The following is a 26,010-nucleotide window of genomic DNA, read 5'->3' as shown; positions in this document are numbered from 1 at the left end:
AGTTTGGCCCAAAACATTGATACGATTTTAACGCTGCTCTTTAATATCTACTTCTACATGATCATCATCTATGTTCTCATGTCATGGCTTCCGAACATTCGCGAGAGCTTTATCGGTGAGCTGCTCGGCAAGCTCGTGGAGCCATACCTGTCCCCTTTCCGCAAAATTATCCCGCCAATCTTCGGCATGCTGGATATTTCCCCGATCGTCGCTCTGTTCGTGCTCCAGTTCGCTATGCAGGGATTGCGGTTCATTATTTTTTCACTATTGTTTTAGGTGACTGAGATGAAATTAGACATCTATGATCACTTTCACCCGGATGAACGTGAGTTTGTGGATCGGGCATGGGAATGGGTCGTTCACGCCGGGGAATATCACGAAGTCAAGCTTACCGATTTTTTGGACCCGCGGCAGGCTTTTATTTTGCAGTCGCTGGTGAACCGACACCCCGACGTTCAGGTGCGCCTGGACGGCGGATATGAGGGAGCGGAGCGCTGCCGGGCGCTGGTGGCTCCCGATTACCGGGATTTAAGCCAAGAGGATATGGGATTGAAGGTGCTTAGCATCTACTCCGGGGATCAGAAATTTTTATCGCTGGAGCACGGCGATTATATGGGCTCCATTCTGGGACTCGGCGTAAAACGAAGCAAAATCGGGGATATCCATGTCCTTGAGGATGGATGCCACACCGTGGTTTGCGAAGAGATCAGTACGTTTCTCGACATGAACTTCACACAGGTGCACCGGATTCACGTGCTGCGCGAAATTTTGCCGATCGAACAACTGCGGACAAGCCAGGTTGAGCTGGAGCTGCAGGATATTACGGTCGCTTCTTTGCGTTTAGATGGAATTGCTTCTGATGCTTACCGCATCAGCCGGACCAAAGTGGTCGTTCCCATCCGCGCCGGCCGCTGCCGCGTCAATTGGAAAGTCGTCGAGGATCCTTCCTATCTGCTGAAAGAAGGGGATCTCGTTTCAATGCAGGGGTTTGGGCGGTTTAAAGTGATCGAAGCGGGCGGCATGACGAAAAAAGGACGCCAGCGCGTAAAAATAGGGAAATTTGTGTAGACCTACAGCAGGAATTGTCTTTTTGCTGTCGAAATGAATTATCCAAGAATATTAAAGATATCGTAACTTTTGACCGATACATTTGGGTGAGGCCCATCAGGACCGCTCGTCGACAGGGAAATCTGAACATTTTAGGAGGTGCGCATCAATGCCATTAACACCACTGGATATACATAACAAGGAGTTTGCCCGCCGAATCCGGGGTTATGACGAAGATGAAGTGAACGAGTTTCTCGACCAAGTCATTAAGGATTATGAGAGCGTGATCCGCGAGAACAAGGAACTTCAAGGTCAGCTGGCCTCATTGCAGGAAAGACTTGACCATTTCGTGAACATCGAGGAGACGCTGTCCAAGACCATCATCGTTGCGCAGGAAGCTGCGGATGAAGTGAAGAACAACGCGAAGAAGGAAGCGCAGCTCATCATCAAGGAATCGGAGAAGAATGCTGACCGCATCATTAACGAATCCTTGTCGAAGGCCCGCAAGATCGCGATGGAAGTCGAAGAGCTGAAGAAGCAAGCATCGATTTACCGTACCCGTTTCCGGACGCTGGTGGAAGCCCAGCTCGAGCTGCTCAGCCAGGATGGATGGGAAGCGCTGGAAACCCGGGAGACGCGTGAAGCGAACGAAGTATACTAGGCTTCTGCTTGGTTGACTTTTGCGGGAAAAAGGAATATAAATATATTCATATCGGTTTTTTTGCAAGTAATTGGGTTAGACTTGAAACGTAATATGAATTCGATGACGGGATAAGTAAGCTTGGGATTTGTTCCCCAGAGAGTTGGCGTATGCTGAAAGCCAATGTTCAAACCGAAGCCGAAGATCCTCCCTGAGAAGTGAAGCTGAAACGCAGGTTTGCGTGCGTAAGCCGAACCGGGCCGCCGAACGTTATATCGGCTCCATGCCGGAAGCTTGGCATGGACTGAGGAGTCATTCTTTGATCAATGTGCTTGACCTTGCGGTTCAAGGACGATTGTTGAAAGAATGGAATTAGGGTGGTCACGCGAGCAGAAGCCTCGTCCCTTAGGGGATGAGGCTTATTTGTTTTGTTTCGGATCCCCCTAAATCCCCCTTATCCTAAGGGGGACCCCAGAGGGTTCTACCCTCTGGACACCCGAAAGTCTCCGAGGACGGAGCTGGTTTGGAGTATTGATGCGACGGTTGGTGAGGTGCCCGGTTCCTCTCCGGCTGCCCCCCTTTAGGGGACCGCCTTCGGAACCTCTCATACGAGATGGGTCTTACGCGGCTCCGCACCCGCTCGACCTGGGGCACATGCGCAGGCTGTGTGCCGGGCTTGTGAGAACCATTTGGCGTACTGAGTGGTGATCAGGCTGGAAATTGGAGGAGCGTTTCTTAATTAGTAACAAGGTAACACCAACGTCAAGCGTGCCCATCTTCACTTTGCGGGGCAAAGGAAGATGGGCGGCAAGCGGGGATACGCTCAAAGACAACTAAGTCCGCTCTAAATGATGCGCCACGGAGGTTTCCGGGTGTCCAGAGGGCAGCGCCCTCGGGGTCCCTCTTATGAAGAGGGATTTAGGGAGATGGAAAGGTTTTTGATTTAGGGAGATGGGAAATCTTTTAAAGATTACGAAAGGTTGGATAATCATGCATAAGGTCGATGTCAAAGAAAAAGCGCGCACGAGAGATCAGCGCATCCTGAAAAAATGGAACGAAGAAGGCACCTTCAAAAAATCCATCGAAAACCGTTCGGGTAAGCCGAACTTCGTATTTTTCGAAGGCCCGCCGACAGCCAACGGGGCTCCGCATATCGGGCACGTGCTGGGGCGCGTGATCAAGGATTTTGTGCCGCGTTACAAAACGATGAAGGGCTACCGCGTCGTGCGTAAAGCCGGCTGGGACACCCACGGTCTGCCGGTGGAGCTCGGCGTAGAGAAGCAGCTCGGCATCTCCGGTAAGCAGGATATCGAGAAATACGGCGTGGAAGAGTTTGTGAAGAAATGTAAGGACAGCGTGTTTGAGTACGAGAAGCAGTGGAGAGAGCTGACCGAAGCGATCGGCTACTGGACGGATCTGGACCATCCGTACATCACGCTGGAGAACAATTACATCGAGAGCGTATGGAACATCCTGTCCACGATTCACGGCAAAGGGCTGCTGTACCGCGGACATCGCGTCAGCCCGTACTGCCCTTGCTGCCAGACGACGCTCAGCTCCCACGAAGTGGCGCAGGGCTACGAAGACGTCAAGGATTTGAGTGCTACGGCCAAATTCAAGCTGCATGACAGCGGCGATTATGTGCTGGCCTGGACGACCACGCCTTGGACGCTGCCTTCCCACGTGGCGCTGGCCATGAACCCGGATATGGAATATGCCCGCGTCCAGCAGGAAGACGGCGTCTACATCGTCGCCAAAAACCTGGTTGAAGACGTGATGAAAGGCGACTATACGGTTTTGTCCACACACAAAGGCTCCGAATTTGTCGGCCAGAGCTACACGCCGCCGTTTACTTACTTCAAGCCGGAAAAAGGCAACATCATCGTCGGCGCATCCTTTGTTACGGATTCGAGTGGTACGGGGATCGTGCATATGGCGCCGGCCCACGGGGAAGACGACTACAAAACCTGCCGGGAAAACGGCATCAGCTTCGTGAGCGTAGTGAACGCCCAAGGGCGCTATACCGATGAGGTTACCGACTTCGCCGGACGCTTTGTAAAAGATTGCGATCTGGACATCGTGAAGATGATGTCGGAAAAAGGAACGTTGTACAGCAAGGAAAAATATGAGCACAGCTATCCGTTCTGCTGGCGCTGTAAGTCTCCGCTTCTCTATTATGCGATGGAGAGCTGGTTTATCGAAACGACGGCCGTCAAGGATCAGCTAATCGCCAACAACAATGGCGTTACCTGGTATCCGGGCCATGTCCGTGAAGGTCGCTTCGGCAAGTTCCTGGAAGAGCTGGTGGATTGGAATATCAGCCGTAACCGCTATTGGGGCACGCCGCTGAACGTTTGGGTCTGTGAATCGTGTAAAGGCGAATTTTCGCCGCACAGCTTTGCGGAGCTGAAGGCGCAGGCGGTCGGCGAAATCAGCGACGATCTGGAGCTGCATAAGCCTTATGTCGATGAGGTCAAAGTGCGCTGTCCGCACTGCGAAGGCGGCGTGATGGAGCGGACGTCCGAAGTGATCGACGTTTGGTTCGACAGCGGCTCGATGCCGTTCGCACAGCACCATTATCCGTTTGAGAACGTGGACACGTTCGAGGAGCAGTTCCCGGCGGATATGATCTGCGAAGGGATCGACCAGACCCGCGGCTGGTTCTACAGCCTGCTGGCGGTCTCCACCCTGTTCAAAGGCGTTGCGCCTTACAAATCGGTCATCGCTACGGGGCATATCCTGGACGAAAACGGCCAAAAAATGTCCAAATCGAAGGGCAACGTCATCGACCCTTGGGACATCATCAACGAATACGGCACGGACGCGTTCCGCTGGGCGCTCCTTTCGGACAGTGCGCCTTGGAACAGCAAACGCTTCTCCAAAGGCATCGTCGGTGAAGCCAAATCCAAAGTGATCGACACGCTGGTCAACACGCACGCGTTCCTGACGCTGTATGCGAACATCGACGGCTACAACCCGGCGGAGCATCCGTACCAACCGTCGGAAAACAAACTCGACCGCTGGATCCTGTCCCGTCTGAACAGCCTGATCCTGCTGGTTGACAAAGCGCTGGAAAGCAACGACTTCCTCAACTCGGCCAAGGCCATCGAAGGATTCGTCGACGAGCTGAGCAACTGGTATATCCGCCGTTCGCGCGACCGCTTCTGGGGCAGCGGACTCGGAGAAGACAAACTGGCCGCTTACGGCACACTGACGCATGTGCTGGTCACGCTGGCCCAACTAATGGCGCCATACACGCCGCTGCTGTCGGAAGATATCTACACGAACCTGACCGGCGGGGAAAGCGTTCATCTGACCGACTATCCGGTTGCCGATGAGGCCCGGATCGACAAGGCGCTCGAGGAAGATATGGAAACCGCCCGCCAGGTCGTCGAGCTCGCCCGCAACGTGCGGAACGAAACGGGAATCAAGACCCGCCAGCCGTTGTCCGAGCTGATTGTGTCGCTGGACCGCGATTTTGATGTGGCCGGATACGAGGAGATCATCAAGGAAGAAATCAACGTGAAGAACATCGTCGTGGAGACGAGCGACAGTGGATTCGTCGACTTTACGCTGAAGATGAACCTGAAGGTAGCCGGCAAGAAATACGGTAAAAACATCGGGTTCCTCCAGGGCTTCCTGAAAGCGATGAGTCCGGAGGATACGCGGAACGTCGTCAATACCGGCAGCCTGAACGTCACTTCGCCGGATGGTGATGAGCTTCAGATTACAGCCGACGAGCTGCTCGTCGAGAAGCAGGCGAAAGCCGGATTTGCATCGGCCTCGGGCTATGGCATCACCGTTGCCCTCAATACGGAGATCACGCCTGAACTGGAACAGGAAGGCTGGGTCCGCGAAGTGGTGCGTGCCGTACAGGACTACCGCAAAAAACTCGACCTGCCGATCGAAAAACGCGTCACCCTGGTTCTTGATGCGGATGAAGAATTGACGGCTGCCATCCAGGCATTTGAGCATGTGCTCCGGGAAAACGTGCTGGTGAACGAGCTTGCGTTCGGGCAAGAAGCCGAAATGGAGCGCGTTGATCTCGCAGGCAAAACGCTGGGTATCCGCATTGCCGGATAATCTGCCTTTTTACCGCCATTGAATGGCAATCGCCGCTTTGGCGCATAATAGCACAACAAACGAACAAACGAGCCTTCTGGCCCGTGCGGAAATGAAAGACCATTTTCGCGCCGGCTTCGGCTCGTTTGTTGTTCATCGGAACGATGGATACCGCGCTGATCCGAGAGGAGAATGCAGAGATGGCGAATAAGAAGAGCATCATTCCCGAATCGGAAGAGGAGAAGCTGAACGTTGTGTACCGTTTGACCGTGCGAATTGCCGAAGAATTGGAGCAGGCCCGGATTGCGGAATATACCCAGCTTTTGCACAGACCTTTCCGGTTGATTATGTTAAACCTGCTGTCCGGTGCGGCGCGCGGCGTCGGGGTCGCCATCGGGTTCACCTTTTTTGCCGCTACAATTATTTATGTGCTGCAGGTGCTGGGAGCGCTCAATCTTCCGATTATCGGAGACTATATTGCCGATATCGTCCGGATCGTCCAGCGGCAGCTTGAGCTGAAAACGTATTAAATGAACCCTTCGTCCTCTTCGCCGAGCTGGTCCATACTGACCCCTTCGCCTTGGTCCATATATTTTCGGTACTCTTGGTTACGGACAAATTCGATCTGATTCCCGTAAATATCGGTGGCGACAAAAGCTTCATACGGCTCTACGCAGCCTTCCAGCTCGTCGGAAGCTTCGATTTCGAGCTCGTTGTAGCTGTGGACCTCACGGTCTTCTGCATAAGCCGGACTTGTGGAGCTGCCGAAGTTTTCTACGATTTGCCACGCGTCTTCGCCGTCGAAACCGTTCTGGTCATCACGTTCGTCCAGGCTCGTCCGGCCAAAAGGAGGCATCAGAAATTCCTCTTCAACCGGGCGGTAATTCTCGACATGCACTTTAGGCGAATGCTCTTTGCAAAAAGACGTCGTCGGAACGGCTTCCAACCGCTCGTACGGGATTGGCTTTCCGCATTCCTCGCAGACGCCATAGGTTCCCTGCTGGAATCGGTCCAGCGCCATTTCAATGCGGTCCATGTGATGGTCATCATGGTCCTGCAGCGTTAAATCGACTTCCCTGGAGTAAAGCTCGGTAGCCACATCGCCGGGATGGTTGTCGATGTTCGACAGCTCGCCGGTCTGGTCGCGCATGGAGTCTTCCAGGCCGTAATGCTCGTTGCTGTCATCCTTTTGGCGGATGGATTCCTGCTGTTCCTTAAGCATGCTGTGCAAATGATCCAGCTGTGATTGTGTGAGATGCTGCATGACAAAGCCCCTTTCCGCTTCGGATCAACAAAACGATAAAGACGATTTCTTTTCATATCTAGAATGTGCGGATGAAGCCTGTTTTACAGAAGGAAATTGTTTTCGCCATTCCCCGTTTATGGACGGTTTCCGGCGCCCTATGCTACAATAAACAAGTCTTTACATGACGTGAAAGGCTGTGTCCGAGCGGACGGGCCTAATGAATAAGAACGGAGTGACAAATGGCTGTGGTGTACTACTTAATCGCTTTAATCGTGTTTTTGGTGGATCAGGGCGCCAAGTATTTAATTGCCACCAGATTGGAATTAGCAGAGGAAATTCCGGTGATTGGCAACTTTTTTCTGATTACCTCCCACCGGAACACGGGTGCAGCCTTCGGTATTCTTCCCAACCAGCGCTGGTTTTTTATCGTGATTACCATCGTCGTGGTGGTGGCGATTATCTGGTATATGAACCGGGTGAGAAAATCGTCTTCGCGCAAGCTGCTTCCGGTAGCGCTTAGCCTCGTCCTGGGAGGGGCGATCGGCAACTTTCTCGACCGTGCGCTGAACGGCGAAGTGGTGGACTTTTTACAATTCAATTTCGGCAGCTATACGTTTCCGATTTTTAATGTGGCCGACTCCTGCATCGTGATCGGGGTGGCGCTCATTATACTGGATTCGCTGATGGACATGAACCGAACCGAATCGAACAACAAGAGCAATGAAGGGAATGAACCGGTTTGATCGAAGAACAAACATCCGGAGCGGGGGGAAACCCGGAGAGTGCGGATATCAGGGAGTGGGTCGTTGACCCTGTCCATGCCAAAGAACGCATCGATAAATATATTACGGAATCCTGGGAGGAGGACATTTCCCGGTCCCAGGTCCAGCTCTGGATCAGCGCAGGCCATGTGCTTGTGAACGGTCAGCCGGTCAAAGCCAATTATAAGCTGGCGGCGGGCGACCGCTTGGAAGTGACCGTCCCGGAGCCGGCCGCCGTCGAGATCGTACCGGAAAACATTCCACTGAATGTCGCTTTCGAGGACAAGGATGTCATCGTGGTCAACAAGCCGCGGGGGATGGTCGTTCATCCTGCGCCCGGGCATGCCTCGGGGACTCTGGTGAATGCGCTGATGTACCACTGTAAGGATTTGTCCGGCATTAACGGGGAGCTGCGTCCAGGCATCGTTCACCGGATCGATAAGGACACTTCCGGCTTGATCATGGCCGCAAAGAACGATATGGCCCACGCCTCTTTGGCCGCCCAGCTCAAAGACCACAGCGTGACCCGGCGCTATTATGCCCTGGTCCACGGCAATGTCAGCCATGATCAAGGAACGATAGACGCTCCGATCGGGCGCGATCCAATCGACCGCAAAATGTATACCGTGACGGAGAAGAACAGCAAGCACGCCGTCACCCATTTTACGGTCAAGGAGCGCTTTGGCGACTACACCCTGCTGGAGCTTCAGCTCGAAACCGGGCGGACTCACCAGATCCGGGTGCACATGAAGTTCATCGGCCATCCGCTCGTCGGAGATCCGGTGTACGGACGGAGCAAAGGCATCAAAATGAACGGACAAGCGCTGCACGCCGGCGTGCTTGGGTTCATCCATCCGGCAAGCGGCGAATATATGGAGTTCTCAGCGCCGATTCCCGGCGATATGGAGGATCTGCTGACATCGCTGCGCAGCCGTTGAAAGTACAAATCATACGATAATTAGTCCATGGCATTCAGCCATGGATTCCTTCATATTTAGGGGTGTAGAAATTGAAGTAGGAGATGAAAGAATACATGAGTATCGAACAGTACCAGCAAACGTACATTCAGAACAGCTTTGCGGACCGGATCGGCGGTTCCAATTATGGTAAAGACACAGCCATCTATAAATTTGAAAAAATCAAGCGGGCCAAAGCCCAGGCTAAAAAGGATTTCCCGGACGTAGAACTGATCGACCTTGGCGTAGGCGAACCGGATGAAATGGCTGACGCCGGCATCGTGGCCAAGCTTGCGGAAGAAGCGGCCAAGCCGGAGAACCGCGGCTATGCAGATAACGGAATTCCTGAATTCAAGGAAGCGGCGGCCAAATACTTGATGGAAGTTTTCAACGTGGACGGCATCGATCCGCAGACAGAAGTGCTTCACTCCATCGGCTCCAAGCCGGCTCTGGCGATGCTTCCATCGGTGTTCATCAACCCTGGCGACGTGACCATCATCACCGTGCCGGGTTATCCGGTTCTAGGAACCCACACGAAATACCTCGGCGGGGAAGTATACACCGTTGAGCTGAAGAAGGAAAACAACTTCCTGCCGGATCTGAAGAGCATTCCGGAAGAGATCGCTCAACGCGCCAAGCTGATCTACCTGAACTATCCGAACAACCCGACGGGCGCAAGCGCCACGGTCGAGTTCTTCACCGAAGTGGTGGAATGGGCGAAGAAGTACGACATCGTCGTCGTTCATGATGCTCCTTACGCAGCCCTGACTTATGACGGACTGAAGCCGCTGAGCTTCCTGTCGATTCCAGGTGCGAAGGACGTAGGTGTCGAGCTGCACTCCCTGTCCAAATCCTACAACATGACCGGCTGGCGGATCGGCTTTATCGCCGGTAACCCGCTTGTCGTGAAAGCCTTCGGCGACGTGAAGGACAACAACGACTCCGGCCAGTTTATTGCCATTCAGAAAGCGGCCGCTTACGGTCTTGCCCATCCGGAAATTACCGAGAAAATTGCGGAGAAGTATTCCCGCCGCCACGATATGCTGGTAGCCGCGCTGAACGAGCTGGGCTTCCAGGCCGAGAAACCGAAAGGCTCCTTCTTCCTCTATGTGGAAGCGCCTAAAGGCATTAAAGGCGGAATCCGCTTCAATTCCGGCGAGGACTTCTCTCAGTTCTTGATCCGCGAGAAGCTGATCTCCACCGTGCCTTGGGATGATGCCGGCAGCTTTGTCCGTTTCTCCGTCACTTTCGAAGCGAAGGGCCAAGAAGACGAGAAGCGCGTCATTGCCGAAATTAAACGCCGCCTGAGCGACGTGGAATTCGAGTTTTAATTCAATGTGCAGCAAGATCCGTCCCTGACATGCAGGGCGGATCTTTTTTTTTGCCGCAGCGTTATACAGCCTGCTGGAGCGGCTGAAGGAACTGGAAACAAGCCCATGATTTTTGCGGCCAAACATGGTAAAGTGGACATAGCAATACGGGCGCTTGTTTTTGAGAACAAGGCCTGAAGTGGGAGTTGAGCAGCTCTGTTTAAACATTGGAAATGGGATTTGTATGTCGAACATTTGGGCGAATTGCGGAAGCGCCTGTTCTGGATTTTGGGCGCGTTTTTGGTGTCAATGATCGCGGCGCTGTTCGTGGTGGGCGACGTGCTTCATTTCTTGAGGGGCAGGCCGCCGGCCTCACTGGTCGAATGGAACGCGTTCAGCCCGTGGGAGGGCGTTCGCATGTATATGTACATTGCCGCAGCCTTGTCGCTGGTCGTAGCGGTACCTTTTACGATGCTGCAAATTTGGGCTTTTGCCAAAAAGGGACTGCGCAAGAGCGAGCAGAAAGCGGCGCTAAAGTATGTGCCGGCTGCGTTCGTACTGCTGCTTGTCGGGTTTGCTTTTGCCTATTTTGTCGTGTTCCCGATGGCGTTTCGCTTTACGACGAGTATGACCAAAAACCTGGGATTGGTGGAGACGTACGGCATTGCGCAGTACTTTACGTTTCTGACCAACATCGTGGTTCCGGTGTCGCTTGCCTTTGAGCTGCCGGTGCTGGTGATGCTGCTGACAAGGCTGCGTGTCATCAACCCGGGACTGCTGGGTAAAATGCGTAAAGTCTCGTACATGGTGCTGGTCTTCATCGCGTGTATGATTTCTCCACCGGAGTTTTTTTCGCATATTTCGGTGTCGGTACCGTTTATTCTGCTGTACGAAATCAGCGTTTTGATGTCCAAGCTGGTATACCGCAAGCAAATGCAGATGGATGCGGGAACCAAGGATCGGATGAATTATGGATCTGCTTAATGCAGGTTCGACCGTGGGCGTTGAAAGTGTACTGAAATCAAGTGGAGAAGATGGTTTATAAATTGGGTTTTAAGGGAGGACGATTTACGTTATGCTAAGCGATATCGGTTTGCCGGGTTTCATATTGCTGGCCGTGCTTGCGCTGCTATTATTTGGACCAAACAAGCTGCCCGGACTGGGCCGCTCGGCCGGACGCATGCTGCGGGAATTTAAAAACGAAATGAGCGACATTATGGGCGACTCGCCGCGCCAGAAGCGCAACTCCGCCCAGGAGCCCGTAACGGAACAGGGGCAGCAGCCTCAGGCGGCTCGGACGGAATCCGCCGCATCCCCGCGTCTGCCGGAATAAAATTCCACGGATCGGGAAGGCTAAGCTCGGTTGACAGCAGACGTTCAGTCTGTCATAATCATCTTTAGTTGAATAGCACCTTTAAATCAGTCCCGTGAGACTGGCAAGGTAACGTGAACCGAGGTTCACTTCGCGGCAGCATACTGTCTGCTTTAAGCCGCCCAGCGAATCTCTATGTCTATCAGCGCATGCTGATGGCTTCTAACTCCTTGCCTACGGGCATGGAGTTTTTTTGTTATCTGGGTCCCCTCCAAGCATCTGAAGAGGCATCAAAGCCTCGCTTTGTGGAGAACCTTCACGGGTCAGCTATTTAAATCCCTTTTAGACGGAAGAAGGAGTGTGGAGCATGAGCAACGAGGTGCATGTCATTATGGATGAAACGGCAATCCGCCGTGCACTGACAAGGATTGCACACGAAATACTGGAGAGGAACAAGGGGATTGAAAATTGCGTGTTCATCGGCATCAAAACCCGGGGAGAATTTCTGGCCCAGCGCATCGCCGGCAAAATTCTCGAAATCGAAGGCACACCGGTTCCATGGGGCGCTGTTGACGTCACCCGGTACCGGGACGACCAGAAAGACAGCGCAGCTTCCCTGACTGAAGCAAACATAGCCCTGGAAAAGCTCGATATTCATGATAAAAAAGTGATTTTGTTCGACGACGTGCTGTACACGGGACGGACGATCCGCGCCGCAATGGACGCCCTGATGGACTGCGGCCGGCCGCAGATGATCCAGCTGGCGGTGCTGGCGGACCGGGGACACCGGGAGCTGCCAATCCGGCCGGATTACATCGGCAAGAACGTACCGACGGCAAGGTCCGAGCAAATTGAAGTAGCCCTCACGGAAACGGACGGCAAGGACGAAGTGACGATTATGCAAAACCGGGAGGAGAAATAACATGCTAACGATGACGCAGCTGAAGGACCGGAGCCTGCTCGGACTGAAGGATCTGGGCCGCGACGAAATCGAATCGATCCTGAACCGGGCCGCATACTGGGAAGCACAGCACGAAAAGCTGGTGCCGGTGCTGGCCTCCAAATTCGTAGCCAACATGTTTTTTGAGAACAGCACGCGGACGCGCTTTTCCTTCGAAATGGCAGAGAAACGCCTGGGTGCCCAGGTGCTGAACTTTACGGCGGCTGCTTCGAGCGTAGAGAAAGGCGAATCGATCTACGACACGGTAAGAACGCTCGAATCGATGGGGATTGACGCAGGCGTCATCCGGCTGAAGCCGGCCGGGGTACTGGAGGAGCTGTCCAGCAAAATCTCGGTTCCGCTCATCAATGCAGGGGACGGAAACAATGAGCATCCGACGCAGGCGCTGCTCGACCTGTACACGATGAAGAAACGGTTCGGCAGCCTTCAAGGCCTGACGGTGTCGATCATCGGCGACATTAAGCACAGCCGGGTGGCCCGATCGGACCTGTGGGCGCTGCGCAAGTTCGGGGCCGAAGTCAAATTCTGCGCGCCGAATAATATGACGGCACCGGAGCTGGAGCCGTTTGCCAGATACGTAACGATGGAAGAGGCGCTCCGCTCGGATGTGGTCATGATGCTGCGGGTTCAGCTTGAGCGTCATGCGACCGGCATGCTGAAATCGGCGGAGGAATACAGAGCGCAGTACGGATTGACGGAGGAGCGGGCTTCCAAATTGTCCAAGCATACACTAATTATGCATCCTGCTCCGGTGAACCGGAACGTGGAGATCGACGATGCGGTTGTCGAGAGTGAACAGTCGGCGATCTTCCCGCAAATGAGCAACGGCGTTCCGATCCGTATGGCGGTCATGGAACGGGCGATGAAATAATCAGGGATATATAGGCATACACAAATTTTATTAATAAATATACACAAAAATGAATTATTATTATACAATAGATTGGAAGCCACAGTGCCAATCAACGACCGGAGGTACTCATGATACAGATCATAACGAACGCCAGCGTACTGAACGAACAAGGGGAACAGGTAAGCAAGCATATCGTCATCAAGGACGGCATCATCAAAACATTGGTCGAACCCGATGCCGGCTGGAGTGCTCCCGAAGGGGCCGAAGTGACGGACGCTGCCGGCAAGCTGGTTACGCCCGGCTTGATCGATATGCATGTCCATCTGCGCGAACCTGGATTTGAACATAAGGAAACGATCGAGACCGGGAGCCGCTCGGCTGCCAAAGGCGGCTTCACGACCATCGCCTGCATGCCGAACACGAAACCGGTGACCGACAACCCGGAAACGGTCCAGCTGGTGCTGGAGAAGGCCCGCGAGGCGGGAATCGTGAAGGTGCTCCCTTATGCAGCGATAACGGTACGGGAGCTCGGACGGGAGCTGACGGATTTTGAAGCGCTCAAAGCAGCGGGGGCGGTCGGCTTCACCGACGACGGCGTTGGCGTACAGAACGCCAAGATGATGAAAGACGCCATGCGCCGGGCGAAAGAGCTGAATATGCCGGTGATTGCGCACTGTGAAGAGAACTCCCTGGTCGAAGGGGGTAGCGTGACGGAAGGCAAGTTTGCCGAGCAGCACGGACTGATCGGTATTCCGAACGAGTCGGAAGCGATTCATGTGGGGCGGGACATCCTGCTGGCAGAAGCGACGGGCGTGCACTACCATGTATGCCACGTCAGCACGGAACAATCGGTCCGGCTGATCCGCCAGGCCAAGGAAGTCGGCATTCACGTCACCGCCGAGGTGTGTCCGCACCATCTGCTGCTGTCGGATGAAGACATTCCGGGGCTGGACGCCAACTGGAAAATGAATCCTCCGCTGCGCTCGCCGCGGGACGTGGAAGCCTGCATCGAAGGGCTGCTGGACGGAACGCTCGACATCATCGTGACGGACCATGCGCCGCATGCGGCGGAAGAGAAAGCAAAAGGCATGGAAATGGCGCCTTTTGGCATCGTTGGCTTCGAGACGGCCTTCCCGCTCTTGTACACCAAATTTGTGGCGACTGGCAAATGGGATCTGGCCACGCTGGTTCAGCGGATGACTTCCGATCCGGCGCGGGTGTTCGGTTTGAACACCGGGCGGCTTGAGGAAGGCGCTCCTGCTGACCTGACGATGATTGACCTGGAAACCGAAAAAGCGGTGAATCCGGAAGAGTTTGCCTCAAAGGGACGGAACACGCCGTTTACCGGGTGGAAGCTGAAGGGCTGGCCGGTTAAAACCTGGATGGACGGCAAAGTCGTGTTTGAAGCCTAAAACCGGATATAACCGGGCCGGATCGGTTGATAAAAAAGAAACAGATATAGATACTACTAGATACTAACTTAACGTAATTTGACAGAGGAGTGAGTGGGATGCAGGCAAGATTGCTGCTGGAGGACGGAACACTGTTTACGGGCAGTGCTTTCGGAGCAGAAGGTGAAACGACGGGCGAAGTCGTGTTTAATACAGGGATTACGGGATATCAAGAGGTGCTGTCAGACCCTTCGTACTGCGGGCAAATCGTCACGATGACGTTCCCGCTGATCGGCAACTACGGCATTACGCGCGACGATTTTGAGTCGGTTGCGCCATATGTGCACGGATTTGTCGTACGCCGCCATGAAACGGTGCCGAGCAACTGGCGCGCCGAGTACAGCGTGGATACGCTGCTGAAGGAATACGGGATCGTCGGCATCAGCGACATCGATACGCGCATGCTGACCCGCCTAATCCGCAGCCACGGCACGATGAAGGGGATTCTGACGACATCCGCTCAGTCCGTCGAGGAACTGAGAGAGCGTCTTGCTGCGAGCACCCTGATGACCGATCAGGTGTCGCGCGTGTCCACGAAGCATACTTACAGCAGCCCGGGCGCTAGAGAGCGGATCGTACTTATCGACTACGGCGCCAAAAGCGGTATTTTGCGCGAACTGACTTCCCGCGGCTGCGACGTGGTGGTTGTTCCGCATGATACGACGGCCGAGGAAATCCGCCGCCTGAATCCGGATGGCATTCAGCTGTCCAACGGCCCTGGGGATCCTAAAGATGTACCGCACGCGATCCAGACGATCAAGGAACTGCTCGGCGAATATCCGATCTTCGGCATCTGCCTGGGTCACCAGCTGTTCGCCCTGGCTTGCGGCGCCGACACCGAGAAGCTGAAATTCGGCCATCGCGGCGGCAACCATCCGGTGAAGGATTTGGCGACGAACCGCTGCTATATCACATCGCAGAACCATGGCTACACGGTTAAGGATGACTCCATTGCCGGCACAGAACTCGAGGTTACGCATATCAACAACAACGACAAGACGGTGGAAGGGCTCAAACATAAGAAATACCCGGCCTTTACCGTGCAATACCATCCGGAAGCGGCCCCTGGCCCTTACGACAACAGCTATCTGTTTGACGAGTTCTTGAAAATGATTGCCGATCATAAACAGCAAAAACCTGCAAAACCGCGCCAGGCTGAACTGGCTGCAGCCGTGAAAGGAGCACGATAATATGCCTATCAATAAACAGCTTAAGAAAATCCTCGTTATCGGTTCTGGACCGATCGTCATCGGCCAGGCGGCTGAGTTCGACTATGCGGGCACGCAGGCATGCGAAGCGCTGAAAGAGGAAGGTGTCGAGGTTGTCCTGATCAACAGCAACCCGGCGACCATCATGACCGACACGAACACGGCGGATAAAGTATACATCGAGCCGATCACCCTGGACTTCGTAACCCAGGTCATCCGCCAGGAGCGCCCGGACGGACTGCTGCCGACGCTCGGCGGCCAGACCGGCCTTAACATGGCGGTGGAACTGGCGAGAGCAGGCGTGCTGGAGCAGGAAAACGTTAAACTGCTGGGCACCCAGCTTCATTCGATCGAAAAAGCCGAAGACCGCGACCTGTTCCGCGAACTGATGCGCGAGCTGGAACAGCCGGTACCGGAAAGCACGATCGTCACTACACTGGAAGAAGCGCTCGACTTCGCCGAAGAGATCGGCTACCCGCTGATCGTCCGTCCGGCGTACACGCTCGGCGGAACCGGCGGCGGCATCTGCGCGAATGAAGAAGAACTGCGTGAGACGGTAAGTTCCGGTATCCGTTACAGCCCGATCGGCCAGTGCCTAATCGAGAAGAGCATCGCGGGTATGAAGGAAGTCGAATACGAAGTCATGCGCGATGCCAATGACAACTGCATCGTCGTATGTAACATGGAGAACTTTGATCCGGTTGGCGTTCACACCGGGGACAGTATCGTCGTAGCCCCGTCCCAAACGCTCTCGGACCGTGAATACCAAATGCTGAGATCGGCGTCGCTGAAAATTATCCGCGCGCTGAACATCGAAGGCGGATGTAACGTGCAGTTCGCCCTGGATCCGCACAGCTACCAATACTATGTCATCGAGGTTAACCCTCGCGTCAGCCGCTCTTCGGCGCTCGCTTCCAAAGCGACCGGGTACCCGATCGCCAAGATGGCGGCAAAGATCGCCCTCGGCTACACCCTGGACGAAATCGTCAACCCGGTGACCGGGCAGACTTACGCTTGCTTCGAGCCAACGCTGGACTACATCGTCAGCAAAATTCCGCGCTGGCCGTTCGATAAATTCGTACAGGCGAACCGCAAGCTGGGCACGCAAATGAAAGCGACCGGCGAAGTGATGGCTATCGGCCGCACGTTCGAGGAATCGATCCATAAAGCGATCCGCTCCCTGGAAATCGGAGTGCACCGCTTCTATCTGAAAGGTACGGAAGAGCTGAGCGAGGAAGTGCTCCGCGAGCGCCTCATCAAAGCCGACGACGAGCGGATCTTCCTGATCGCGGAAGCGTTCCGCCGCGGCTACGGCTTGCAGGAAGTTCAGGACCTGACCAAGATCGACTGGTGGTTCCTCGATAAAATCCAGGGACTGATCGCGTTCGAAGAGCAGCTTCAGGAAGACACGCTTTCTTATGAAACGCTGTACCTGGCGAAACGCCGCGGTTTCACCGACCGGGCGATTGCCGAGATCCGCAGCCAGAGCCAGGCTGGAAGCCTGACGACGGAGACGGAAGTTCGCGAGTTCCGCCTCTCGAACGGTCTGCGTCCGGTCTACAAAATGGTTGACACCTGCGCGGCAGAATTCGAAGCGACAACGCCTTACTACTACTCGACCTACGAGACGGAGAACGAAGTAACGCCGTCCAACAAGGAGAAAGTGGTCGTGCTGGGCTCCGGACCGATCCGGATCGGCCAAGGCATCGAGTTCGACTACTCGACCGTACACGCCGTGTGGGCAATTCAGAAGGCCGGATACGAAGCGGTTATCATCAACAATAACCCGGAAACGGTATCCACGGACTTCAACACGTCAGACCGCCTGTACTTCGAGCCGCTGTTCTTCGAGGACGTCATGAACGTTATCGAGCAGGAGAAGCCGATCGGCGTCATCGTGCAGTTCGGCGGCCAAACGGCCATCAACCTGGCCGGACCGCTGAGCAGAGCGGGCGTGAACATTCTCGGCACCAGCCTCGAAAGTATCGACGAGGCGGAGGACCGCAAGAAGTTTGAGGCGTTGCTCTCGAGACTGCAAATCGCCCAGCCGAAAGGCAGCACGGTTACATCGGTCGACGAAGCCGTAGACACGGCCCAATCGCTCGGCTATCCGGTGCTGGTCCGTCCATCCTACGTCCTTGGCGGACGCGCGATGGAAATCGTCTACTCCGATGACGAGCTGCTGAGCTATATGGAGCAGGCTGTTAAGATCAATCCGGAGCATCCGGTCTTGATCGACCGCTACATGCTGGGTAAAGAGGTGGAAGTCGACGCGATCTGCGACGGCGAAACCGTGGTCATCCCGGGCATCATGGAGCATATCGAGCGCGCAGGCGTGCACTCCGGCGACTCGATCGCGGTATATCCGCCGCAGCACCTGGAGGAGCATCTCAAGAAGAAGATCGTGTCCATCACGACACGGATTGCGAAGGAACTGAAAACGATCGGCCTGGTCAACATCCAGTTCGTCATTTACAACGACGAAGTGTATGTCATCGAGGTAAACCCGCGCTCTTCCCGGACGGTACCGTTCCTGAGCAAAGTGACGACGATTCCGATGGCGAACCTGGCCACGCAGGCCATTCTCGGCCGCAAGCTGAAGGACGCAGGCTACAAAGAAGGCCTCTGGCCGGAAAGCGACTACGTTTCCGTCAAAGTGCCGGTGTTCTCCTTCGCGAAGCTGCGCAGAGTCGAGCCGACACTCGGACCAGAAATGAAGTCGACCGGCGAAGTCATGGGCCGCGACCTGCAGTACGCCAAAGCGCTGTACAAAGGCTTGATCGGCGCAGGCATGAAAATTCCGGCATCGGGTGCGATCATCGTCACCGTGGCCGACAAGGATAAGGAAGAAGCTGTGGAGCTCATGAAGGGCTACAAGCGCCTTGGCTACAAGATCTATGCAACCGAAGGTACGGCTCAAGCTTTGAACGAAGCCGGACTCAACGTAACGACCGTGCAGAAGCTCAGCGACGGCACACCGAACATCCTGGATCTGATCCGCAATGGTGAAGCGCAGTTCGTGTTCAACACCCTGACCAAAGGGAAAACGCCGCAGCGCGACGGATTCCGTATCCGCCGGGAAGCGGTAGAGAACGGCGTAGTCTGCATGACCTCGCTGGACACGGTCAGAGCGCTGATGAATATGCTGGATACCCTCAACTTCTCTTCGCAGGCCATGCCGGCTTTTGCGAACTGAGAAGGGGGAAATACGAGAAGTATGAATGATAAGTATACAGAAATGGCGGGCCGCTTGATCGTGGCCCTGGACTACCCGGATGCCGAAGCGGCATCCGCGCTGGTCAGCGAACTTGAAGGGATTCCCTGCTACTTGAAGGTGGGCATGCAGCTGTACTATGCTGCAGGGCCTGCTTTTGTGCGGGAATTGAAGTCTAAAGGCTACAGCGTATTTCTTGATCTGAAAATGCACGACATACCCAACACCGTAAGGGGTGGCGCAGAAAGCATCACCCGTCTTGGTGTGGACATGTTTAACGTCCATGCTGCCGGAGGTACGGCGATGATGAAAGCCGCGCTTGATGGAGCTGAATCCGCGCTTGCGGCCGATCCCGGCCTGAGCAGGCCGGTCATTATCGCGGTCACCCAGCTGACCAGCACCAGCCAGGAGACGCTCAACAGCGAGATCGGCATTCAAGGCAGCGTGCAGGACGCCGTGGTACACTACGCCAAGCTGACGCAGTCGGCCGGACTGGACGGCGTCGTTGCCTCGGCCCAGGAATCGGCGCTGATCCGCGAGGCTTGCGGCCAGCAATTTATCACCGTTACGCCGGGTATCCGGCCTGCGGGCTCCGCAGCAGGCGACCAGGCGCGCATCCTGACGCCGGGCGAAGCCATTCGCCAAGGCAGCCATTACATCGTCGTCGGGCGTCCGATTACGGCGGCGGAAAACCCGCGTGAAGCTGCCGAACACATTATCAAGGAGATGATCGAAGCTTGACTACCCTAGCAGAAATTCCAGCCCGTATCGCATCCCATTTGCTTGAGATCGGAGCGGTGGCGCTCCGGCCTAAACAGCCGTTCACTTGGACCTCGGGCATCAAGTCGCCTATCTACTGCGATAACCGTCTGACGATGTCTTACCCTGAAATCCGCGAGCTTATCGCCGAATCGTTCGCTGCGATCATCCGGGCGCAGTATCCGGACGCGGAAGTCATAGCGGGAACCGCGACGGCCGGTATCCCTCATGCGGCGTGGGTTGCCCAGAAGCTGAATCTGCCGATGGCCTATATCCGCGACAAAGCGAAGGGGCACGGCAAGGAGAACCTGATCGAGGGCATCATCAAGCCGGGGCAAAAAGTCGTTGTCATCGAAGACTTGATCTCGACCGGCGGCAGCTCGCTCAAAGCGGCAGTAGCCGTGAAGGAAGCCGGTGCCGAGCCGCTCGCCGTGCTCGCCATCTTCAGCTATCAGCTCGATAAAGGGGTACAAGCCTTTGCCGAAGCGGGGATTCCGCTGCAGACGTTGTCCAACTATGCGGCGCTGATGGAAGTGGCCCTGGAAAAGGGAGCCATTCAGCAGGAGGACGTCAAAGCGCTCAAAGCGTGGAGAGAAGATCCGTCATCGTTCGGAAACTAAGAGGACGACGCTTGTGTGAATTTCCTCAAATGGATTTATAAAATGATACAGCAAAGGCAGCCCCTGAGGGCTGCCTTTTTAATGGATGATCGACCTTGCTGTAACCTTAGGCTTGAAGTTGCAAATGATTTAGTGGATGGCATTTTTCTCAAAATTGCCGCCGAGCACATCGGACACATGCTCAATGGCAATAAAGGCTTTGGGATCGATCTCCTGCACGAGCGCCTTCAGTTTGGCCAGCTCAAGCCGGGTGACGACGCAATAGATGACTTGTGTATCTTCCTTCGAGTAGCCGCCTCTGGCGTACATGAAGGTCGTGCTGCGTCCCAGCCGATCCTGAATCGTTTGGGAAATTTCCTCGTATTCGTTCGAGATGATGGTGACCGACTTGGACTCGTTCAAGCCCTCGACCACGATATCCATTACTTTGGAGGCCATATAGTATGTAAATATGGAGTACATCGCGGAATCCCAACCGAAAACGAATCCGGCAACAATGAAAATGAAGACGTTCATGATCATGATGATTTGGCCGACCGGCATGCGGAGCTTTTTAGACAGCAGAATCGCGACAATTTCGGTTCCGTCGAGCGAGCCGCCGAAACGGATGACGAGTCCGACGCCAAGGCCCAGAATAAGGCCGCCGAACAGGACCGCTAATATTTTCTCATTGGTAAAAGGACTGACATGATGCAGCAGCTGCGTCGTTACAGACATGACGGCGATGCCGTAAAGGGTAGAAAAGGCGAACGTTTTTCCGATCTGCTTGTATCCCAGAAATAAAAAGGGAAGGTTGATAATAAACAGAAAAATACCGAGCGGAAAGGTCGTTACTTTGGATAAGACGATCGAAATCCCGGTGATGCCGCCATCGATGATTTCATTGGGAACCAGAAATACCTCGAGCGCGACGGCCATAAGCACGGCGCCCACCGTAATAAATACAAATTTTTTGACCAGATCCGCAAAAGACAGCTTTTTATGTGTTTTTGCCATGGACATTCCCCGCTTTCCTGAAAATTAAAATGTTAAACAACTTAGTTATCAGTATAAACGATTTTTCCGCTCAGCACAAAGCAATCTCGCTTTTTTTCGAACGTTTTCGACATTTTACTAACCGAGATTTCTGCTGCTATGAATGAACCATGGCGTTTGCGGCAACAATAGGCATCAAAACAGCTCATCTATGAAAGGAGGGTTAGCAGTAATGCGGTGGGTGTATTTCGGCAAGCTCTACCGGACGAAGTTCCAGGCAGGGTGCCTGGCGAAGAGGCTGGAGCAGGACAGCTGGATTTACGGTTATGAAGAGCCGCGGCTCGTTGAAATTTTCCGTTCAAGGAGAGGCAGGTACGGTGTCCGCTTCTTGCCGTGACATGGCAGGCTCCAGGGTGTCCTAACACCAATTCCATAAATAAATACTTGACGCAGTGGGTACATATGCTGTATATTAATTCTTGTCGCTATTTGATATGGTTAATGACGCGGGGTGGAGCAGTCCGGTAGCTCGTCGGGCTCATAACCCGAAGGCCGCAGGTTCAAATCCTGCCCCCGCAACCAATTTAACAGCCATTATCTGTACGGTATATACTTGATCAGGGCCCTTAGCTCAGTTGGTTAGAGCGGTCGGCTCATAACCGACTGGTCGGGGGTTCGAGTCCCTCAGGGCCCACCATATAGCAATATGTAAGAAACAGCATGCCGGGGTGGCGGAATTGGCAGACGCACAGGACTTAAAATCCTGCGGTAGGTGACTACCGTACCGGTTCGAGCCCGGTCCTCGGCATACAGGTAAACCATTCGAAGGAAGCCGGTTCAGTCTTTGACTGAGCCGGTTTTTTTGTGCTCATGGGCGGTAAAAGGAATGGCAATTAAAGGATTGCCGGTATAGGCAAAACATGTTATATTAAATTTTGTCGTCACAAAAGTGATAGACAAGCCGGGATGGCGGAATTGGCAGACGCACAGGACTTAAAATCCTGCGGTAGGTGACTACCGTACCGGTTCGAGCCCGGTTCTCGGCATTGGATTGGAACAAGATGAACAGGGTAAGCTGGTCCGGATCGGGGCCGGCTTATTTTTTTAGCTGCCGTTCAATGCGGTCTGACTTTTATTGATTGTGCGTCGGAAGACGTTTTTCTATAAAAATAGGTTTATATATTTACGAGAGAGGAGAAATGCTTCATGATATTTAATAACGATTGGGACGAGCAGCTGAAGGAAGAAACCGAAAAGGACTATTTTCAGGAACTCCGTTATAAACTGGCCAAGGAATACAAGCTTCACAAAGTGTACCCGCCGAAAGAGGACCTCTTTAAAGCGCTCAAGCTGACCCCATACGAGGATACCAAAGTGGTCATTTTGGGACAGGATCCTTATCATGGACCCGGACAGGCCCACGGCCTTAGCTTTTCGGTCAAACCCGGCGTGCGGATTCCGCCTTCCCTCGTGAACATTTACAAAGAGCTGCACAGCGATCTTGGTGTGCCGATTCCAAACCATGGAACGCTGGTGCATTGGGCCGAGCAAGGGGTGCTGCTGCTTAATACGGTGCTGACCGTCCGGGATGGCGAGGCAAATTCGCATAAAGGATTAGGATGGGAGCGATTTACCGATGCTGTCATTGAGAAGCTGAATGAGCGGGATAAGCCGGTCGTGTTCATTCTATGGGGAAGCCATGCCCAGAAAAAAGGAGCTTTTATCGATCGGAAAAAGCATCTGGTGATCCAATCGGTTCACCCGAGTCCGCTGTCGGTGCACCGCGGTTTTTTTGGAAGCAGGCCGTTTTCCAAAGCCAACGCGTTTTTAGCAGCCCATGGGATCAAGCCGGTCGATTGGGCGATTCCTGACAGGTAACTCATTTTCATGCGAAAGGAGGCGAAAGGGCCATGAAGAACTGGATCGGCAGGCGGGTTACTATCCTGTGCAACGACAAGCTGCATTCCCGGGTCAAGGGGACGCTTCGCAAGTGGGATGAACATAACGAATGGCTCGTGCTCGGGCCGCACGACCTGAAGCTGCCGTTTGGCGAGGTTTGTACGATCCGGCTTCTTCCCGAAGGGAAAAATGCCCCTGACGCCGCGCCTCATTCGGTCGGATATATCATGAAGGACAAACGGCAGTTCGATAACGCCGTGTTGTTCGGGTCCGAGGTCATGATCTGGCGGAAGGACCGTCTGGAAGCATACAGGGCCACCCTGAGCTCGCATAATGCGGAGACGGTGACCCTGTCGGACGGCCGGACTTATCGGAAAGCGGAGTGCACTTGCGTTGTCAGGTCATTGCGGGGCATGCTGTGAGACATTGGTCTTGCGGCATGCTTTTTTTCCTCACTCTTTCATGTCATCTACCTTTTCCGCCAAAAACAGACCATACCCCCGGACGATAATAATCTTGGCGATCATATAGACGGGAATGGCCAAAATGACGCCGACGATCCCGGATACGTCTCCGCCGATCAGCAGCAGGACGATGGCCGTCATCGGATGAATGTCCAGCTGCTTGCCGTAAATAATCGGCGTCAGCAGATTATCCTGGATCTGCTGGGAGATGATGATCACGACGAGCGACCATACGGCAACGGAAGGCGAATCGATAAAACCGATGATAACGACCGGAACGGCAGCGATGATCGCACCTACGTATGGAATCAGGTTCAGGACAATCGAGATCAGCGCGAGCAGGAGAGAGTACGGAAGCCCGATAATGAGGAAGCCGATGTACATCAGCACGCCTAGAATGAGATTCAGCACGACCCTGCCGACGATAAAGTTGCTGAGCGCCGTATCGATTTCCCGCAGCGCTTCTTTCCCTTCCTTCCGGTATTTCCGTGGAAGGATATGCAAAATTTTAGGGGGAAGCTTGCTGCTTTCTTTCAGCATGTAATACAGCACGATCGGAACGGTAGCAATAATGACCACGACATTGGATACGACGGATATAAAATTGGAGATCGAATCCGTTACGGCCATAATTAGACCGTTGAGATATTCACTCACGCGGGCATAAATTTCCGACTCGCTTGGCAGCGCCTTGGCGAAAAAGCTGTTTTTCTGAAGCGCCTCAAACTGCTTCTGCAAATCTTCCACGAAATAAGGCGCGTTTTCGGCAAAAGTGATCACCTGCTCGCGCAGCGTTGGCCATACCAGCACCGAAAACAGGGCGATCAGACCAACGAAAACGAGGTAGATCGACAGAATCGAAAGCGACCTTTTCCAGTGGTGCTTTTCCAAGTAATTCACGATAGGCCTCAGCAAGTAATACATGAAACCGGCCAGCATCACCGGGACCAGCAGCAGCTTGAACAGCAGCACGATCGGATTGAAAATAAACTTTACTTTGGCACCCAAATAAATAATTAAAAGTGCCGCGATGATACCCAGACATGTACGAAAATATTTGCTCTGCAGCAATCAAATCCCCCCAGCCTTCATGGACCAGCCTATGTAACGGTCTGTTTCCTCTTTTACAACCCATTAACCAAATGTCATAAGGATGATTCAGGGAGCTCCTGCCATCGCTTCTGGACGCGGTAACTGTTTGAGGCAATCCGGGTATTCGTACAGTCAAACCGCAGGTGAACTACATAATATAGGTTGACCCCATGAAAAAGGAGGTTCAAACCTATGAGCGGAGTCGTAGGCGGCGTTGGTTATCCAGGCGGAGTTTTCAAATCGACGGGAGCGATCTTGGTCCTTTTCATCCTTTTGGTCATTATTTTGAGCTCCTGTTTTTGTTAAGGCGTAACACAACACATCCTGGCGGTATTCGGCCGGGATGTTTTTTTATGCCCGCGTTAGTTTACCTAATTACATACAGTCATTTAACCTGGGAGGGATTGAGGATGAACCAACTCGTGATCGCATTGTTCCGGACGAGACAGGATACGGCGCTGGCGGTCAGCGCGCTTTGGGAGCGTCATTTTGACAAAAAGGACGTGTCGCTGCTTGCCCTTGACAAGAGACAGTTATCTATCGTATGCCGGGATACCGGCTTGAAAGAACCCGTGTCCAGGCATGGTACCAGCGGGTTGTTCGGCGAAATCCGGGATTTAACCTCTAGCCTGACTCTGCGGGATCAAGTCACCTGGGCATCGGGACCGGCAGCGGCCAAACTTGGGGGGGCGGAAGTCGGGGGGAAGAACGACGGGCTGATTGTCAGTCTGGTGGGGATTGGCGTCCCCGAAGGGGATGCAGAAAACTATGAGAAGCTGCTGATTCAGGGGCATTTTATGGTCATAGTGGAGTGCAGTAAGGAGCGAAGCATCGAGGCGCAGCATGTTCTTGAGGCCCATCCGTGCGTAGAGACGAGAAAAGAAAAGCGTGTATCGACATAAAAAAAAGGCGATCGAGTACCGATCCCCTTCCGGTCAATAAATGATTCTCCGACTTAAGTTAACGGCCGTTCCGTATTTTTTGCTGAGGATCTTGGCCTCTTCGGTGACGTAGGCGAGGATATGCTGCAGCCGCTGGGTGGCCGGCCGGATGGTTTCTTTGACTTCTCCGTGGACGATGACGTCAAACACGATCATGATCGAATACCTCCTTATATGCGGGATAAATCCATGATAAAATACAACCATCAGAGAGGAATCAATTTGGATGGAGCGGTTTG

Annotated in this window: 27 protein-coding genes and 4 tRNA genes; 27 read left to right on the top strand and 4 right to left on the bottom strand. The window is 53.9% G+C overall.

Annotated features, from left to right (window positions below; genetic code table 11):
* The first annotated feature begins 3 nt into the window (after positions 1-3).
* From BCV73_RS18785 to BCV73_RS18765, 6 genes are all read left to right on the top strand, one after another.
* On the top strand, positions 4-276 hold the full coding sequence (locus BCV73_RS18785) for a YggT family protein (RefSeq protein ID WP_076169864.1): 273 nt from the start codon (positions 4-6) through the stop codon (positions 274-276).
* 9 nt (positions 277-285) lie between these two features.
* On the top strand, positions 286-1,068 hold the full coding sequence (locus BCV73_RS18780; protein ID WP_089548181.1) for a YlmH family RNA-binding protein: 783 nt from the start codon (positions 286-288) through the stop codon (positions 1,066-1,068).
* Between the two features lie 148 nt (positions 1,069-1,216).
* Positions 1,217-1,708 (top strand): DivIVA domain-containing protein, encoded by a 492-nt coding sequence (locus BCV73_RS18775; protein ID WP_076169866.1) that lies wholly within the window; start codon positions 1,217-1,219, stop codon positions 1,706-1,708.
* 220 nt (positions 1,709-1,928) lie between these two features.
* Positions 1,929-2,063 carry a hypothetical protein gene (locus BCV73_RS35865; protein ID WP_256992897.1) on the top strand — a complete coding sequence of 45 codons (135 nt, stop codon included), beginning with the start codon at positions 1,929-1,931 and terminating at the stop codon, positions 2,061-2,063.
* A 614-nt stretch (positions 2,064-2,677) separates the two neighbouring features.
* Complete coding sequence (gene ileS / locus BCV73_RS18770; protein WP_089550316.1) at positions 2,678-5,770, top strand: isoleucine--tRNA ligase; 3,093 nt, start codon at positions 2,678-2,680, stop codon at positions 5,768-5,770.
* Positions 5,771-5,913: 143 nt separating this feature from the next.
* A complete protein-coding gene (locus tag BCV73_RS18765; protein ID WP_076170152.1) occupies positions 5,914-6,279 on the top strand; it encodes a DUF5665 domain-containing protein in 366 nt (121 codons plus the stop codon).
* On the opposite strand, the gene BCV73_RS18760 is transcribed toward BCV73_RS18765, so the two are convergent.
* Positions 6,276-7,013, bottom strand: a complete 738-nt coding sequence (locus BCV73_RS18760; protein ID WP_089548179.1) for a TraR/DksA C4-type zinc finger protein — start codon at positions 7,011-7,013, stop codon at positions 6,276-6,278. The genes BCV73_RS18765 and BCV73_RS18760 overlap by 4 nt on opposite strands.
* 227 nt (positions 7,014-7,240) lie before the next feature.
* On the opposite strand from BCV73_RS18760, the gene lspA reads away from it, so the two are divergent.
* From lspA to pyrE, 12 genes are all read left to right on the top strand, one after another.
* Positions 7,241-7,738: a signal peptidase II gene (lspA, locus tag BCV73_RS18755; protein ID WP_076170153.1), complete on the top strand. Its 498-nt coding sequence runs from the start codon at positions 7,241-7,243 to the stop codon at positions 7,736-7,738.
* Between the two features lie 47 nt (positions 7,739-7,785).
* The gene (locus BCV73_RS18750) at positions 7,786-8,694 is read left to right on the top strand and encodes an RluA family pseudouridine synthase (protein WP_256993150.1); all 909 of its coding nucleotides are present in this window, start codon (positions 7,786-7,788) and stop codon (positions 8,692-8,694) included.
* Between the two features lie 95 nt (positions 8,695-8,789).
* Positions 8,790-10,043 (top strand): LL-diaminopimelate aminotransferase, encoded by a 1,254-nt coding sequence (locus BCV73_RS18745; RefSeq protein WP_089548177.1) that lies wholly within the window; start codon positions 8,790-8,792, stop codon positions 10,041-10,043.
* Positions 10,044-10,262: 219 nt separating this feature from the next.
* Positions 10,263-11,006: a twin-arginine translocase subunit TatC gene (gene tatC / locus BCV73_RS18740; protein WP_244169251.1), complete on the top strand. Its 744-nt coding sequence runs from the start codon at positions 10,263-10,265 to the stop codon at positions 11,004-11,006.
* A gap of 91 nt (positions 11,007-11,097) precedes the next feature.
* The gene (locus tag BCV73_RS18735; protein WP_089548176.1) at positions 11,098-11,355 is read left to right on the top strand and encodes a twin-arginine translocase TatA/TatE family subunit; all 258 of its coding nucleotides are present in this window, start codon (positions 11,098-11,100) and stop codon (positions 11,353-11,355) included.
* Positions 11,356-11,701: 346 nt separating this feature from the next.
* Positions 11,702-12,256, top strand: coding sequence for a bifunctional pyr operon transcriptional regulator/uracil phosphoribosyltransferase PyrR (pyrR, locus tag BCV73_RS18730; RefSeq protein ID WP_089548175.1), 555 nt, complete (start codon positions 11,702-11,704; stop codon positions 12,254-12,256).
* A 1-nt stretch (position 12,257) separates the two neighbouring features.
* Positions 12,258-13,166, top strand: a complete 909-nt coding sequence (locus BCV73_RS18725; protein WP_089548174.1) for an aspartate carbamoyltransferase catalytic subunit — start codon at positions 12,258-12,260, stop codon at positions 13,164-13,166.
* A gap of 110 nt (positions 13,167-13,276) precedes the next feature.
* Entirely contained in the window at positions 13,277-14,560 is a 1,284-nt protein-coding gene (locus tag BCV73_RS18720) for a dihydroorotase (RefSeq protein WP_089548173.1), read from the top strand.
* Positions 14,561-14,658: 98 nt separating this feature from the next.
* Positions 14,659-15,789 carry a carbamoyl phosphate synthase small subunit gene (locus BCV73_RS18715; RefSeq protein ID WP_076169875.1) on the top strand — a complete coding sequence of 377 codons (1,131 nt, stop codon included), beginning with the start codon at positions 14,659-14,661 and terminating at the stop codon, positions 15,787-15,789.
* Between the two features lies 1 nt (position 15,790).
* Positions 15,791-19,003 (top strand): carbamoyl-phosphate synthase large subunit, encoded by a 3,213-nt coding sequence (gene carB / locus BCV73_RS18710; protein ID WP_089548172.1) that lies wholly within the window; start codon positions 15,791-15,793, stop codon positions 19,001-19,003.
* 21 nt (positions 19,004-19,024) lie between these two features.
* Positions 19,025-19,762: an orotidine-5'-phosphate decarboxylase gene (gene pyrF, locus BCV73_RS18705; protein WP_089548171.1), complete on the top strand. Its 738-nt coding sequence runs from the start codon at positions 19,025-19,027 to the stop codon at positions 19,760-19,762.
* Positions 19,759-20,400: an orotate phosphoribosyltransferase gene (gene pyrE, locus BCV73_RS18700; RefSeq protein WP_089548170.1), complete on the top strand. Its 642-nt coding sequence runs from the start codon at positions 19,759-19,761 to the stop codon at positions 20,398-20,400. The genes pyrF and pyrE overlap by 4 nt, the downstream gene beginning before the upstream one ends.
* A 129-nt stretch (positions 20,401-20,529) precedes the next feature.
* Here the strand turns inward: pyrE and BCV73_RS18695 are convergent, their stop codons facing one another.
* Positions 20,530-21,396, bottom strand: a complete 867-nt coding sequence (locus tag BCV73_RS18695; protein ID WP_076170154.1) for a YitT family protein — start codon at positions 21,394-21,396, stop codon at positions 20,530-20,532.
* Positions 21,397-21,607: 211 nt separating this feature from the next.
* Between BCV73_RS18695 and BCV73_RS35105 the strand changes: the two genes are divergently transcribed.
* From BCV73_RS35105 to BCV73_RS18665, 7 genes are all read left to right on the top strand, one after another.
* Positions 21,608-21,772 (top strand): hypothetical protein, encoded by a 165-nt coding sequence (locus tag BCV73_RS35105; RefSeq protein ID WP_163879495.1) that lies wholly within the window; start codon positions 21,608-21,610, stop codon positions 21,770-21,772.
* Positions 21,773-21,880: 108 nt separating this feature from the next.
* A tRNA-Met gene (locus BCV73_RS18690) sits at positions 21,881-21,957 on the top strand.
* A 38-nt stretch (positions 21,958-21,995) separates the two neighbouring features.
* Positions 21,996-22,072 (top strand) — tRNA-Ile (locus BCV73_RS18685).
* Positions 22,073-22,097: 25 nt separating this feature from the next.
* Positions 22,098-22,183, top strand: a tRNA-Leu gene (locus tag BCV73_RS18680).
* Positions 22,184-22,335: 152 nt separating this feature from the next.
* Positions 22,336-22,421: transfer RNA gene (locus BCV73_RS18675), tRNA-Leu, on the top strand.
* 163 nt (positions 22,422-22,584) lie between these two features.
* Complete coding sequence (locus BCV73_RS18670) at positions 22,585-23,253, top strand: uracil-DNA glycosylase (RefSeq protein ID WP_089550315.1); 669 nt, start codon at positions 22,585-22,587, stop codon at positions 23,251-23,253.
* Between the two features lie 32 nt (positions 23,254-23,285).
* Complete coding sequence (locus BCV73_RS18665; protein ID WP_089548169.1) at positions 23,286-23,696, top strand: hypothetical protein; 411 nt, start codon at positions 23,286-23,288, stop codon at positions 23,694-23,696.
* A 30-nt stretch (positions 23,697-23,726) separates the two neighbouring features.
* On the opposite strand, the gene BCV73_RS18660 is transcribed toward BCV73_RS18665, so the two are convergent.
* A complete protein-coding gene (locus tag BCV73_RS18660; RefSeq protein WP_089548168.1) occupies positions 23,727-24,809 on the bottom strand; it encodes an AI-2E family transporter in 1,083 nt (360 codons plus the stop codon).
* A 213-nt stretch (positions 24,810-25,022) separates the two neighbouring features.
* Here BCV73_RS18660 and BCV73_RS35860 point away from each other — a divergent pair, with 213 nt between their 5' ends.
* Entirely contained in the window at positions 25,023-25,136 is a 114-nt protein-coding gene (locus tag BCV73_RS35860) for a sporulation protein YjcZ (RefSeq protein WP_084203873.1), read from the top strand.
* Between the two features lie 104 nt (positions 25,137-25,240).
* Complete coding sequence (locus BCV73_RS18650; protein ID WP_076169881.1) at positions 25,241-25,732, top strand: hypothetical protein; 492 nt, start codon at positions 25,241-25,243, stop codon at positions 25,730-25,732.
* A gap of 33 nt (positions 25,733-25,765) precedes the next feature.
* Here BCV73_RS18650 and BCV73_RS18645 read toward each other — a convergent pair whose 3' ends face one another.
* Complete coding sequence (locus tag BCV73_RS18645) at positions 25,766-25,927, bottom strand: mechanosensitive ion channel protein MscL (RefSeq protein ID WP_076169882.1); 162 nt, start codon at positions 25,925-25,927, stop codon at positions 25,766-25,768.
* Positions 25,928-26,010: the final 83 nt, after the last annotated feature.

Origin of the sequence: Paenibacillus sp. SSG-1 (genome assembly GCF_002224835.1) — a bacterium.
GTDB lineage: Bacteria > Bacillota > Bacilli > Paenibacillales > Paenibacillaceae > Paenibacillus_AQ > Paenibacillus_AQ favisporus.
The sequence above is the reverse complement of the archived record's forward strand: the minus strand, read 5'-3'. Positions and strand labels throughout refer to the sequence as shown.